This is a genomic window from Phycicoccus sp. Soil802 (assembly GCF_001429605.1).
Taxonomy (GTDB): Bacteria; Actinomycetota; Actinomycetes; order Actinomycetales; family Dermatophilaceae; genus Pedococcus.
Genome location: NZ_LMSS01000007.1, coordinates 416,444 through 429,202, shown reverse-complemented (window position 1 = coordinate 429,202; position 12,759 = coordinate 416,444). Strand labels below are relative to the sequence as shown.

General features: G+C 65.4%; 13 protein-coding genes. 8 read left to right on the top strand and 5 right to left on the bottom strand.

Annotated elements, in window-relative coordinates:
- Positions 1-7: 7 nt before the first annotated feature.
- The 6 genes from ASG91_RS18905 (at position 8) to ASG91_RS18880 (ending at position 5,603) form a co-directional block, all read left to right on the top strand.
- Complete coding sequence (locus tag ASG91_RS18905) at positions 8-508, top strand: hypothetical protein (protein WP_056924164.1); 501 nt, start codon at positions 8-10, stop codon at positions 506-508.
- Positions 505-1,089 (top strand): nucleoside monophosphate kinase, encoded by a 585-nt coding sequence (locus ASG91_RS21490; RefSeq protein ID WP_157606428.1) that lies wholly within the window; start codon positions 505-507, stop codon positions 1,087-1,089. Before ASG91_RS18905 ends, ASG91_RS21490 begins: the two co-directional genes overlap by 4 nt.
- Positions 1,090-1,182: 93 nt before the next feature.
- The gene (locus tag ASG91_RS18900; RefSeq protein ID WP_162257555.1) at positions 1,183-1,914 is read left to right on the top strand and encodes an N-acyl homoserine lactonase family protein; all 732 of its coding nucleotides are present in this window, start codon (positions 1,183-1,185) and stop codon (positions 1,912-1,914) included.
- Between the two features lie 530 nt (positions 1,915-2,444).
- Positions 2,445-3,461: a zinc-binding dehydrogenase gene (locus ASG91_RS18890; RefSeq protein WP_056924161.1), complete on the top strand. Its 1,017-nt coding sequence runs from the start codon at positions 2,445-2,447 to the stop codon at positions 3,459-3,461.
- Between the two features lie 135 nt (positions 3,462-3,596).
- Positions 3,597-4,622 (top strand): zinc-dependent alcohol dehydrogenase family protein, encoded by a 1,026-nt coding sequence (locus tag ASG91_RS18885; protein WP_056924160.1) that lies wholly within the window; start codon positions 3,597-3,599, stop codon positions 4,620-4,622.
- Between the two features lie 108 nt (positions 4,623-4,730).
- Complete coding sequence (locus tag ASG91_RS18880; RefSeq protein ID WP_056924159.1) at positions 4,731-5,603, top strand: helix-turn-helix transcriptional regulator; 873 nt, start codon at positions 4,731-4,733, stop codon at positions 5,601-5,603.
- 218 nt (positions 5,604-5,821) lie between these two features.
- Here the strand turns inward: ASG91_RS18880 and ASG91_RS18875 are convergent, their stop codons facing one another.
- Positions 5,822-6,469: a TetR/AcrR family transcriptional regulator gene (locus ASG91_RS18875; protein ID WP_200961359.1), complete on the bottom strand. Its 648-nt coding sequence runs from the start codon at positions 6,467-6,469 to the stop codon at positions 5,822-5,824.
- Between the two features lie 132 nt (positions 6,470-6,601).
- Here ASG91_RS18875 and ASG91_RS18870 point away from each other — a divergent pair, with 132 nt between their 5' ends.
- Positions 6,602-7,417: an oxidoreductase gene (locus ASG91_RS18870; RefSeq protein ID WP_056924157.1), complete on the top strand. Its 816-nt coding sequence runs from the start codon at positions 6,602-6,604 to the stop codon at positions 7,415-7,417.
- 233 nt (positions 7,418-7,650) lie between these two features.
- Here the strand turns inward: ASG91_RS18870 and ASG91_RS18865 are convergent, their stop codons facing one another.
- Positions 7,651-8,337, bottom strand: a complete 687-nt coding sequence (locus ASG91_RS18865; protein ID WP_056924156.1) for an SDR family NAD(P)-dependent oxidoreductase — start codon at positions 8,335-8,337, stop codon at positions 7,651-7,653.
- 141 nt (positions 8,338-8,478) lie between these two features.
- On the opposite strand from ASG91_RS18865, the gene ASG91_RS18860 reads away from it, so the two are divergent.
- Positions 8,479-9,216 (top strand): IclR family transcriptional regulator, encoded by a 738-nt coding sequence (locus tag ASG91_RS18860; RefSeq protein ID WP_082594325.1) that lies wholly within the window; start codon positions 8,479-8,481, stop codon positions 9,214-9,216.
- Positions 9,217-9,392: 176 nt separating this feature from the next.
- Here the strand turns inward: ASG91_RS18860 and ASG91_RS18855 are convergent, their stop codons facing one another.
- The 3 genes from ASG91_RS18855 to ASG91_RS18845 all read right to left on the bottom strand — a co-directional run bounded on the left by ASG91_RS18855 (position 9,393) and on the right by ASG91_RS18845 (position 12,662).
- Entirely contained in the window at positions 9,393-10,064 is a 672-nt protein-coding gene (locus ASG91_RS18855; protein ID WP_056924154.1) for an NAD(P)-binding oxidoreductase, read from the bottom strand.
- 58 nt (positions 10,065-10,122) lie between these two features.
- Complete coding sequence (locus ASG91_RS18850) at positions 10,123-11,118, bottom strand: aldo/keto reductase (RefSeq protein WP_235545782.1); 996 nt, start codon at positions 11,116-11,118, stop codon at positions 10,123-10,125.
- A 692-nt stretch (positions 11,119-11,810) separates the two neighbouring features.
- Positions 11,811-12,662 (bottom strand): oxidoreductase, encoded by an 852-nt coding sequence (locus ASG91_RS18845; protein ID WP_056924153.1) that lies wholly within the window; start codon positions 12,660-12,662, stop codon positions 11,811-11,813.
- Positions 12,663-12,759: the final 97 nt, after the last annotated feature.

The following is a 12,759-nucleotide window of genomic DNA, read 5'->3' as shown; positions in this document are numbered from 1 at the left end:
CGGAAGGGTGACTGCACTTCAGGTGGTCGCGCTCGTCGTGTGCCTCGCGGTCGCCCTGACCGCCATCGCGCTGTTCGCCAGGGTGATCCGGCAGTTCCTCGCCGTCTTCCGCCTCGGCCAGCCCGACGCCACCCGCACCGGTGACAAGGGCGCCCGCACGGTGACGCTGCTGCGCGAGTTCCTGGGGCACACCCGGATGTCGCGGCTGCCGGTCGTCGTGGTCGCGCACTGGTTCACGATGATCAGCGACCACGCGCACGCCAAGGCGCCGTGGCCGCTCGCTTCGCGGGAGCAGGGCGAGGCGGCTTCCCTCGATGGGATGACTACATTCCTGGGCGGCCTGGCAGAGGGTATGACGCCGTGGCTGCTCGGGGACACCTACGCCCCCCCGCTCCCGCGCGTGGATGCCGATCGGACGCACTCGAGGTTCAAGAGCCGGCAGAGCGAAGGGGACACCCCGGATGGCGGGCCGTTGTTGCCCACTCAAGCTCGGGACGAACAGAGGTGAGGGCCATCGTTCTGGGACCGCCGGGCGCAGGCGTGATGACTCAGACGCGTCTACTTGCCGGGGCCTTGGGCCTATCAGCCGTCTCTGTTGACGACTTCTTGCGGCTACACATCAGCCGAGGCACGCCATTAGGGGACCTGGCCAAGCGCTCGATGGGCCATGGTGGGCCGGTTTCCGAGAACATCCTTCATGCGGTCGCCCGTGACGGCCTTGCCCGAACAGACACATCGCTTGGATGGGTCCTTGCCGGCTACCCGAGAACGGCCCAACAACTGTCACTCTTGCTCAACTGGACACGAGACTGTGGCCAAACCATTGACGTAGCTCTTGTGCTTGGTGTCGGTGAGCGAGAAGTCTTGCGACGGCTTCTCCCCGGGACCCGCCCATGCGAGTCGGAACACCTTGAAGCTTGGGTGCGAAACTCATATCAGCGCTTCTCCGATTCCTTGCCGCTATTGATGGCCACGCTAAAAGACCATGGGCTGCTGCAAGTGGTCGACGGGCACGGTCACGTTCATCAGGTGGCGACCAGATGCCTGACGCTTGCCCGCCAAGTTGTCCGTGCACGTGCACTCGGATAGTTAGCCACACTGTCATTTAGGTAATCAAGGCATGAACGGAGGCAAGTGGAAATGCTGCCAGAGTACAAAGTCCATGCAATTCGTCTCGGGAAGGTGGACTTCGACATGGGCCCCTCTGTGCCTGGCAGGGAACCCAACATCCAGTCAATCCCGGTTTGGGCGGCGGTGGTGGAGGGGAACGGCTCGTTGATTCTGGTCGACACAGGCATCAAGGATGCGGTCAGGCATTCAAGGCTCGCTCCTACGACTCTTGACCCCGAAGAGACCCTAAAAGGTCGCATGGCGACGCTGGGTTGGAAGCCAAGTGATGTCGACGTGGTCGTCAACACGCACCTCCATTGTGACCATGCAGAGAACAACCGTGATGTTCCAGGTGCCCAATTTTTCGTTTCCCGCACCGAATGGGAGTACGCGCTTGCCCCGGATACGGCGCAAGCGGCCCTGTACGACTTCGATTGGACAGGAACAGAACTCAGCTTTCTGAACTACACCCTCATCGATGTGGACCACTATGACGTTCTACCCGGTGTCCGGCTGATCCAGACGCCGGGCCACACTCCGGGCCATCAATCCGTCTTGGTCAATACCGCCGAGGGCGTGCTCTGCGTCGTCGGGGACGCGGCGGGCAGCATGGAGAACCTGATGGCACCGTCGCCGCCTGGTATCAACTCTTCGTCTAGCGAAGCCATCCAGTCGATACATAAAATCCGCCGCTACTGCGACCGCGTGTTCATGAGCCATGACCCAAACATTGACGAATTCCAGGAGCACGGCTTCCCGATCGTTCCCCCACTCTCCGGGTGGGCGGGTCCAGCGGGTCGTTGACAAATGAATTCGGACCAAGTAGACGGAGTTTCAAGGTGACTCAACGAGGGAATGACTGGAATGTCGCCCCACGCATTCACGCAGTGCTTGAGTTTTTCAAGAAGTACTACGCCGGCACCGCCACTCTCGACGGAAACGACTACTCACAATGGTTCGCGCTGCCATACGGGCCTGGCGGCGGGATATGGGGCTGGCGTACCGGAAACTTGGGTTCTCCCACCACACCGCGCAGGTCATCAATCTGTGGGTCCTCAGTGAAGTGTCGGCAATTGTCATCGGACACGTAAGTCGGCTCAGAGAGGACGACTCGGCGATCAACACGAGCAGTCACCTCTATGTCGTCGTGAGAAGAGAGGGCCAGTGGCGCATCTCTTCGATCCTGCCGGCCGCCGAGCTTCCCTGATACTTACAAAACCGCTGGGAGTGGCCAGTCGCTTCCGTCCTCCTGATAGGTCCAACCACCGTGCGATACCTGTGTGCGTGCAGCGGTGGACACGAATCCCGAACCAGCGAACCCAAGGAGCAGAGCGATGAAAGGTATCGTCTTTCACGGCGACCGCGAACTTGAAGTAAAGGACTTTCCCGACCCAACTCCAGGAGCGGGGGAAGTGGTTCTTGAGATGCGAGCGTCTGGTATGTGCGGCTCGGATCTGCATGAGTATCGCGCTCCCCGAGGGATGGCCCCGAAGGTGATCGTTGGTCACGAGCCGGCCGGTGTCGTCGCTGCCGTGGGAGCGGGCGTCCCTACGGCATGGATCGGTCGCCCAGTGCTCGTTCATCACTACTTCGGATGTGGTCGTTGCGACCAGTGCCGGGCTGGCTGGCCCCACCTTTGCCGATCGGGACTCAAGGCCATGGGATACACCGTTGATGGGTCCCACGCCGAACTGGTCCGGGTGCCCTTCAGTTCCATCTTGCCGATGCCTGAAGGGATGTCATTTCTCAGCGCGGCGGCTATCAGTTGCGGCACGGGGACCGCCTGGGGAGCGCTCGAGATGATCAACGCTCGAGGGGACGACACCGTCGCTGTCTTTGGTCAGGGCCCGGTGGGCCTTTCGGCCACGCGACTGGCAGCGGCCCTGGGAGCCCGAGTCATCGCTCTTGACATCGAGCCGCGTCGATTGGCACGTGCCCGCGAGTTCGGGGCGACGCATCTCATCAACCCAAATGACGTGCCGTCCGTCCGAGAAGCGGTCTTGGAGCTTACGGGCGGTCGCGGCGTCAGCAAGAGTTTGGAAACCTCCGGTGCTCCATCGGCCGCGAACCAAGCGCTGCAAGTGTTGGACCTCTGGGGCACGACCTGCTGGGTGGGACGTGGGAACGCGATCCAGGTGGATATCACAGACCAGTTATCGAAGCAGATCACGGCGAGGACATCGTGGACCCTGTCAGTCCCATCGATGGAGCGGCTGTCTGACTTCGTGGTCAGTCGGGACATCGACATCGACGCGCTGTTCACAGACCGCTGGACGTTGCATGAAGCGGCCGCGGCGTACTCGTTGCTCGATAAGCAGGACAGCGGCAAGGGCGTGTTCCTGCCCGACTGATCGGCTGAGGGGCACTGGCCGTGCCTCCCACCCAGCGGAGTTCCATAGCAACATGGGATGCCAGCAACTACCGGACGGCGGGCTCCCGGCGAGCGATCCGGGACCGTCTCCAATTCTAACGAGGAGAAGCAGCACATGCGTCAGGTGTACATGGACGCCCCGGGTCAGGTTCGAGTCGCGGACCGCGAAGACCCGAAGATCATCGACCCGACCGATGCGGTAATTCGGCTGACCGCGACCTGCATTTGCGGGTCGGATCTTTGGCCTTACCGCGGCGTTGAAGACGTTGACCACGCCCCCATGGGGCACGAATATGTCGGCATCGTCGAGGAGGTTGGCACAGATGTAACGACCGTCAAGCCAGGCGACTTCGTCGTCGGCTCGTTCGTCATCTCGGACGGTACCTGTGAGATCTGTCGTTCCGGCTACCCGTCTAAGTGCGTCAACGCCGAATTCGTCTCTGCCACTATCGGGACCCAGTCCGACAAGGCCCGCATCCCCTACGCCGACGGCACCCTGGTCGCTACGCCCGGACAGCCCGATGCCGACCTGATTCCGCATCTGCTTGCAGCCTCCGACGTGCTCGGCACCGGTTGGTTCGCCGCCTGGGCCGCCCAGGCCGGCCCTGGCAAGACGATCGCGGTCGTCGGCGACGGGGCTGTCGGCCTGATGGGTGTGCTCGCCGCCAAGCAGCTCGGCGCCGAGCGGATCGTCATCTTCTCCCGCCACCCCGAGCGACAGGCCCTGGCACGCGAGTTCGGAGCGACGGACGTCATTGAGGAGCGCGGCGACCAAGGCATCGCCAAGCTCAAAGCGCTCACCGGCGGGCTCGGCGCGCATGGCGTCGTCGAGGCGGTCGGAACGGAGGAGTCGTTCCTGCAGGCCATCGGCTCCGCCCGGGGCGGCGGTCATGTCGGCTTCGTCGGCGTCGCCCACGAGGGCGTGAGCATCCCGGCGGACCAGCTGTTCTTCGCCGAAATCACCCTGCACGGTGGCCCTGCCCCGGTTCGCCGCTTTCTACCCGACCTGATCCAGTTGATCTGGGACCGCAAGATCGAGCCTGGCAAGGTCTTCGACCTCACCTTGCCGATTGAGCAGGCCGCCGACGGCTACAAGGCCATGGATCAGCGCACCGCCACCAAGGTGCTCCTCACCCTTTAGGACGTAAGCCACGCCCGCGCCGAAGGGGATGCCTCCTTCCTCTTCGACGCGGGCGAGCGGCCGAACGCAGGGTCGAAGGAATAGGGCACGAAGGCTAGGAGCAGGCAGATGGAGAACAACAACGAGGTTCGAGACTTCCTGGTCTCTCGACGCGCGAAGGTCACCCCCGCTCAGGCAGGACTCCCTGACTACGGCACCGAACGACGCGTTCCCGGGCTTCGCCGCGAAGAGGTCGCACTGCTAGCCGACATCAGTCTCGACTACTACATCCGCCTCGAACGCGGCAACATCCGCGGAGCCTCCGAAAGCATCCTCGAATCCCTCGCCCGAGCCCTCCAGCTCGACGACGTCGAACGGGCCCACCTGTTCGACCTCGCCCGCCACGCCCCGGCCCCCTCGGCCCGGCCGCGCAAACCAATAAGGGGCCAGGTACGCGCATCCGTGCAGCGCGTTCTCGACAACCTCACCGTCCCCGCCGTCGTGAACAACATGCAGCAAGACCTCATCGGAGCGAACCTGCTCGGCCGCGCCCTCTACACCATGCACTTCGACACCGACCGGCCCAGCATGGCCCGATTCATCTTCCTCGACCGGCGCGCCCAGGACTTCTACGTTGACTGGCCTCTGGCCCGCCGCCTCACCGCTGCCATGCTCCGCCTCCAAGCCGGTGCCGACCCCCTCAACGCCGAGATCACCGCCCTGATCGGCGAACTGTCCACCCGGAGCCCTCAGTTCCGCAAGGACTGGGCCCGCCAGGACGTCCACGCCCACCTCACCGGCCAAAAGAGCTTCCGCCACCCCGAGATCGGACTACTCCACCTCACCTTCGACGCCTTCGAGATTCCCGGGGAGACTGGGCTAACCATCGTCACCTACACCGCCGAAGCGGGTTCCGAAACAGAGGAGAAGCTCCAACTACTCGCCTCTTGGGCTGCCAGCCAAGAGAGATCGACCGGCAGTCTTCCCGTGCGGCCGCTCTGACGGAGAAAAATCTGGGGATAGCTAGTCCACGTTCGAGCCGAACGGCTACAGAGGGCCCCTAACCTGCCCAGCATGAACCTGCCCAGCATGCGTCTCGTCGCGCGACTTGGGGGATCGGCACGAATGGCCTTGCCTCACGTGCCGGTCACGCTGCGAAAAGACCAAGCTTGCCTAAGAGGGCGTGCCCCGGGTCACAGGCGCTCCCGTCCCGCCGCCTTCTACGAGTTCCCGGTGTCCAAAAGCGCCAATGCGCTCTGGATGCCGTCCTCGAGGACGGCATTCGACAGCTTCTTGTCGGACAACGCCCGAGCCAGCTGCATGGACCCCACGAGCATGGTGAAGAGCAGGAGCGCGGTTTGACGTTCCGACGCCGGATCCGCCGGAGAGAGGCGCGTGCAGATCTCGGCTAGGATCGCCTTCGCGCCGCTGGTGTACGCCTTCTTCGTCGTTGGCGCGGACCGTGCGACCTCGTCAAGGAGTGCTGCCGAGGGACAGCCCGCGTCAGGGTGGTCCCGGTGGGCGCGCGACAGGTATTCGCGCACAAGCACCTCGAGTCCGGCGCGGCCGGCCGGAAGCTTGCTGAACTCCGACGCCTGTCGATCAAGTTGGTCCCCTAGGACCGTCGCGACGAGGTCGTCCTTGGACGCGAAGTGGGCGTAGAAGGCTCCGTTGGTGAGCCCGGCGTCAGTCATCAGGGTCGAGACCCCGGACCCGTCGATCCCGTCCTTCTTAAAGCGCCGGCCGGCGGCATCGACGATCCGCTGCCGGGTCGCCTCCTTGTGCTCCTTGCCGTACCTAGCCACGTGCACCTCCCGGTTAGCGACAGTCCCAGCGCCTGCCGGGGATAATTGTATGGCGATCGACATACTAAAGACGTGCCGCGTGCCATGCCTTTCTCCAGGTTGGTGGCGGGGTCGCTTGCCCTGCGGGTCACCATAGCCTATTGTAGTATGAACGTAATATTATGATCGGCAGTCCACAACTCAAGGAAACTCACCATGACAACGCAGCAGCAAGTGGCACTCGTGACGGGCGCCTCCTCGGGCATCGGCAAGGAGGTCGCCCATCGCCTGGTCGAGGCCGGATTCCAAGTGGTGGGGACCAGCCGCCACGCGTCAGGGCTCACCGGTCGCGATGGCCTGACCTACGTTGACCTCGACGTCTCAAATGATGCATCCGTGATCGCGGCTGTCGAGCACGTCATAGGGCGTTACGGCCGTCTGGACGTCTTGGTAAACAATGCAGGCATTGGCTCCCTAGGCGCCGCCGAGGAGCTCTCGGTCGCCCAGGACCGCAACGTCATCGACGTCAACGTCGTTGGCGTGATGCGCATGATGAAGGCGGTGTTGCCCCACATGCGCGCGCAGGGACGGGGCCGCATCGTCAACATCTCGTCGATCGTCGGGCTCGTCCCACAGCCTCACATGGCGGTCTACGTCGCATCCAAGCACGCGCTCGAAGGCTACTCGGAGTCGGTGGACCACGAGGTGCGCGAGTACGGCGTTCGCGTGGTGCTCGTCGAGCCCGGACCCACCTCGACGGCATTTGGTACGGCCGTGGTGCGTCCCGAAGTCCTCATCCCGGCATACGCACACCAGCGGGAGACGTTCGCCGAAGTGATAGCGGACTCGAGCGGTGGCGCTGACGACGCGGCCACCGTGGCGAAGGTGGTCGTCAACGCGGCAACCGACGCGAAGCCGAGACTTCGATACCCGGCCGGCGGCACCGCCACTCGAGTCAGCGCCCTGCGCCGCTTCGTTCCGGCCCGCGTGTTCGATAAGCAGATACGCAAGATCAACCGGTTCGCCCACTGACCCGGTCTCGACATTCAAGCCACGGCCAGAGAACTCTTTGGTGACCCCACGACGAAGGCGTTCGTTCATCTGCCTAACCGCCGGGCTCGGAGCGGAACTGCGGTGGGGTTCTACAGCCTGGCCCCCGTTCCGACTCGTCAGGGCTGGTGCGCGGACGCAGAAACTTCGGGCCCGCTGGTGAAAAGCGGTAGGTCGAGGCCGCGGAAGCGCGGCCTCGACCTGTGCCTGGAGTCTTACCAGGGAACGATTCCCTCATCCTGGTAGAAGCCACCGGTGCCGGCGTCGGCGGGAAGATTCACCACGTGCTTGATGGAGGCCGCGCCCTCGGGGACGGGGCGGCCGCCCTCGCCGCCGAGGTCGGTGGCGGTCCACCCCGGCGATGCGGCGTGCACGGTGATCCCCTCGTCTTCCAGTTCGGCGGCCAGTGCGGCGGTGAAGGCGTTGAGCGCGGCCTTGGAGGCGCTGTAGGCGGCGGTGTGTGCGCCCATCCGAGCGATCGAGCCCGCCTCGCTGGAGACGTTGACGATCCGGCCGTGCGCGGATCTGCGCACCAGCGGCAGGAACGCCTGGGTGGTGCGCCACTTGGCGATCAGGTTCAGGTCCAGCACCTCCTGCAACTTGTCGAGCTTCACGGTGGAGGGCTGCTGGTCATAGCCGAACAGGCCGCCGACATTGTTGACGAGCACGTCGACGCGGCCGTATTGCGCGGCGACCTTCGCCGCCGCGGCGTCGACGGACGCCTGGTCGGAGGCGTCGAGCTGGATCGGGTGGACGTCGCCACCGATCTCGGAGGCGGCCCGGATGGCCTTCTGCTCGTCGCGGGCGGTGAGCAGGACGGTGTCGCCGCCGGCGGCGAGCTGGGCGCCGAGCTCGCGGCCGATGCCGCGGTTCGCGCCAGTGATGAGGACGATGCGTGCCATGGGTCTTCTCCTAGTGGTCCTTGTAATTGTGGGAGGCGGCCGGCTCCGGCGGGTGTTGTCAGGCTTTCGGCCTGCCTTCCTGATTGATCCTGAACTCAACGCTCCACGATGGCAAACTCATGACTGCTAGGATTCAACATCATGGAATCTGGCATCAATGGCCGCCCAGTGGTCCAGTCGGTCGGGCGAGCGTTCGCCCTTCTCGAGCGCATCGCCCGGCAGCCCGAAGGAGCTCGGTTGAGCGAACTCGCCGACGGCGCTGGGCTGCACCGCAGCACCGCGCACAACCTGCTCGCCACGCTTGAGGCCCTGGGCTACATCGCCCAAGACCGCAAGGGAGGCTCGTACCGGCTGACCGGGAAGGTGAACCAGCTGCAGCGCTTGGACGCCGCGGCCGAGCAGGCCCTGCGCGCCCGGATCCGCCCGGTGCTGCAGAGGGTCAGCGAGGCATCGGGCGAGTCGGCGTTTCTCGCCCTGGTCACCGGGCACGACTACCTCTGCGTGGACGCGGTGCAGTCGGTCAAGCCGCTGCACCTGGCGGTGAGGCCCGGGGAGCGCAAGTCGCTGCTGGGCGAGGCGCTCGGCCACGCCCTGCTCGCCGCCGACCATGATCTTGCTGCCTCGGTACGCGGCGAGGACCCGCAGGCGTTTGAGGGCCACGCGCGGGAGGTCGCCGAGGCCGAACGGAACGGCTTCGCCCTGGACCTGGACAGCCAGCAGGCCGGGATCTCCTGCGTCGCCGTCGCGATCACCCCTCGCGCCGCGATCGCGGTAGCCGGGCCCACGATGCGCCTCCCGAGGAAGCGGCTGGTCGCCATCGGCAAGCGGATCCGCCAAGAGCTCGACGACGTGCGACCTGCCAACCAGGAATGGCTCTGAGAACGTCGCGCCGGTGGCTGCGTTTATCGCGGTTCTGCTTGCGGCTCTGCTGGGTGCCGTGACCAGTCATGGGACCTCCCCTTTGATTCGTTCTGCGGCGACGGTGGTCGTCGGACTCACGGTCGGGTCCTCAGCTCGCGTCGGCAGCCTCAGGCAGTTGGTTCCGGGACGGGTTGTCAGCGTCGGGGACCGACGGAATTCGCTACCTGCCGGGCGGCGTCGGTCACCGGGGTGGCGCCGTCTGCAAGCTCAACGATGGTGCGGCTCAGGGTGGGCTCGTGCAGGGCGGCGACGATGAACGCGGCGACGTCGTCGCGAGGCACGTCCTGCTCGACCAGGGCCGGTCCGGCGGTCACGAGGCCGTCGCCGGGCTTGTCGACGAGGTGCCCGGGGCGGACGATGATCCAGTCCAGCTCGGTTCTGGTGAGGAAGACCTCGGCGGCCTTCTTCGTGCGCAGGTAGTGCGCGTACCCCTCGCTGATGCCCTGTGGGGCGGCGGCGGCCTCCGGGTAGGCCGAGACCAGCACGAACCGCGCGATGCCCGCCTGCGCGGCGGCCGCCGAGGCCTTCTCCATGCCCCGTCCGTCGATGAGGGTGGTCTGCTCCATGCCGGTGCCGTGGGCGCCGGCGGTAAACACCACCGCGTCGTGGCCGGCCATCTTCGCGGCGAGCTGGTTGACGTCGTCGGCGATGAGGTCGCCGATCACCGGAGTAGCCCCGGCGGACTCGACGCGGGATCGGTGGTCGGGGTTGCGGAACATGCCGGTGGCGGCATCACCCGCCTCGACGAGGCGGGTGGCCAGGCGGGTGCCCACGCCACCGGCCGCTCCGACGATGAATGCCTTCATGGTGCTTCTCGCTCTCGCTTGTTCTGCTGCTTGCTGTCGGGACGGCGCCGTCACGCCGTCACTCCCAAACGGGGAGGTGTTCGGAGACGTAGCGTGAGCCGTGAGCCCCGTGGGGGACGATGTCGTGAATTCGGGCCAGATCCTCGGCGGTCAGGCTGACCTCGGCGGCGGCGAGGTTCTCCTCCAGCCGGGTCCGGCTGCGGGTGCCGGGGATCGGCACGATGTCCTCGCCCTGAGCGAGCAGCCAGCCCAGCGCCAGCTGCGCCGGCGTGATGCCTTTGGCTCCGGCGAACGCGGCGAGCTGGTCGATCGCCTGCTTGTTGTTCGCGAAGTCTTCGCCCTGCCAGCGGGGATCGACGCGCCGCATGTCGTTCTCGTCGTACTCGTCGGCGGGTTTGACTTCAGAGGTGAGGAAGCCGCGGCCGAGCGGCGAGTACGCCACGAACCCGATCCCGAGCTCGTGCACCGTCGGCAGCACGTCGGACTCGACGCCGCGCTCGAACAGCGAGTACTCGGTCTGCACCACCGAGACCGGGAAGGTCGCGTGGGCGCGGCGGATCGTCTGAGGACCGGACTCGCTCAGCCCGAAGAAGCGGACCTTTCCCTCAGCAACGAGCTCGCCCACCGCCCCGGCAACTTCCTCGACCGGGACGTCCGGGTCCGGCCGGTGCTGGTAGAACACGTCGATCACGTCGGTCCGCAAGTGCCGCAGGCTGTTTTCCGCGACCCGACGGATGTTCGCTGGACGGCTGTCGTAGCGGTTGGCTCCGAGATTGGCGTCGTAGACGTTACCGAACTTCGTAGCGATTTGGACCTGGTCGCGGAACGGTGCCAGCGCCTCGCCGACGAGCGCCTCGTTCGCATCGGTGCCTTGGTTGTACAGCTCGGCGGTGTCGAACAGGGTGACCCCGAGCTCGTGGGCGCGGCGGAGGACGGCGATGCCGTCCTCGCGGCTCGGGCCGGGGCCGTAGAAGGCGGTCATGCCCATGGTTCCGAGGCCGAGCTCAGCGACTGAGAGTCCCTGTTGGCCAAGTCTGCGGTGCTTCATCTTCATGTCCCTTCGGTGGCAATGAGTCAGGCGAGCGCGATGCCGGTGCGCTGCTCAAGTCGCTGCAGCAGGTCGTGGTCGACAGGGCGTCGCGGACTGCGGAGTGCGGGTCCTGCAGCGGGTGGTGGTACCAGTAGCCGCCGGAGTGCGGTGCAATCCGCCCCTGCTCGTCGACGCTGAACGGGACCGGGGTGCGCCGGCCCGCGACGAGGTCGTCGAAGGCTCCTGGCCCGCCCATGGCGTAGGCCCGCCGGGGTGGAGGGGTGCGAACCATGTGCCTGCTCGCACGTCCTCTGTGTTGGGGATCTGGGACTTCGCCTTCGACCCTAGGCCGGGTCCGCATCAGACCGGGAGGCCTTCTCGGTGCCTCCCAGCCTCGCCGCTTTCATGGGCCGGCTCACATGGTCAGGCGTTCGTGGTGAACGTGGCCACGGGGCACCCGAGGCGTCGCAGCGTCCGCAGGGTGGCCAGCAAGGCCGAGTTCGGGCCGACGACAACGAACGCGACCCGCTCGGGCTCCTCGCGGCCGATCTCGGCCTTCAGCTGCTCAGGGCGAAACCGTCCGACCTGGACGAGCGCGTCCAGCGTCCCGCCGGACGCCCGCCGTTGCTCCTTGAGCGCCCGGCTGTAGTAGGCGTCCTCGGCGGACCGGACCCACCACAGCAGGCGTACCTGGTGCGTTTCTCGGCCGTGCGTGGTCAGTGGGCTCCGCTGACGCGAAGGATCATTGCGTCATATGCCCGGTCGGGGAGGATGCTGCGGGTGAAGATGAGGGGCTTGGCGCCGAACCCGACGGCATAGCGCGTCTTGGGGCGGCGTGCGGTGGCCGCTTTGACGACGGTTCTGGCCACGAGCTCCGGGGGCGACGACAGCCTGGTGTTCTCAGCCCGAGCTGCCTTCGCCACCTTCGCGGCCTTGTCTGCGTACGCGCCTTTGCCGGATGTTTCGATGAGGTTATCGGCGGCGATGCCGTTGAATTCGGTCCGGATCGCGCCAGGCTCGATGATCACGACGTTGATGCCGAAAGGCTTTGTTTCCAGGCGGAGGCAGTCGCTGAAAGATTCGAACGCGAACTTGGTGGCGTGGTACCAGGCGCCGAACGGCGTGTAGATCTTTCCACCCATGGAGGTGATGTTGATGATGGTGCCGCTCTTGCGGGATCGCATCGACGGAAGTACCAGCTGGACTAGTCGAGCGGCGCCGAACACATTCACCTCGAACTGACGGCGCACTTCCTCTAGAGGAACATCCTCCACGGCGCCGAAGGACCCGTAGCCAGCGTTGTTGACGAGAACGTCGATCCGGCCAGTTTCAGCAAGGATCCGGCGGACACCGTCGCTGGTCGAAGCGTCGTCGGTGATGTCCATGGCGAAGGTATTGATGCCACGAGCGCTGAGGTCGTTCATGCGGTCGGTGCGTCGGGCGACGCCGTAGACCAGGAAGCCGGCTTCCTGCAGCTGGATGGCGAATGCTTTGCCCATTCCCGAGGATGCCCCGGTGACGAGTGCGACCTTCTTGGTGGTGGTGGTGGTGGTGGTGGTGGTGGTCATGGTTCGATCCTTCGGCTAAGTTGAACACTGGTTCGACTTACATCTTGAACCATCGTTCGAGTAATTGCAAACCGTGCGATCACCCATGACAGGATCA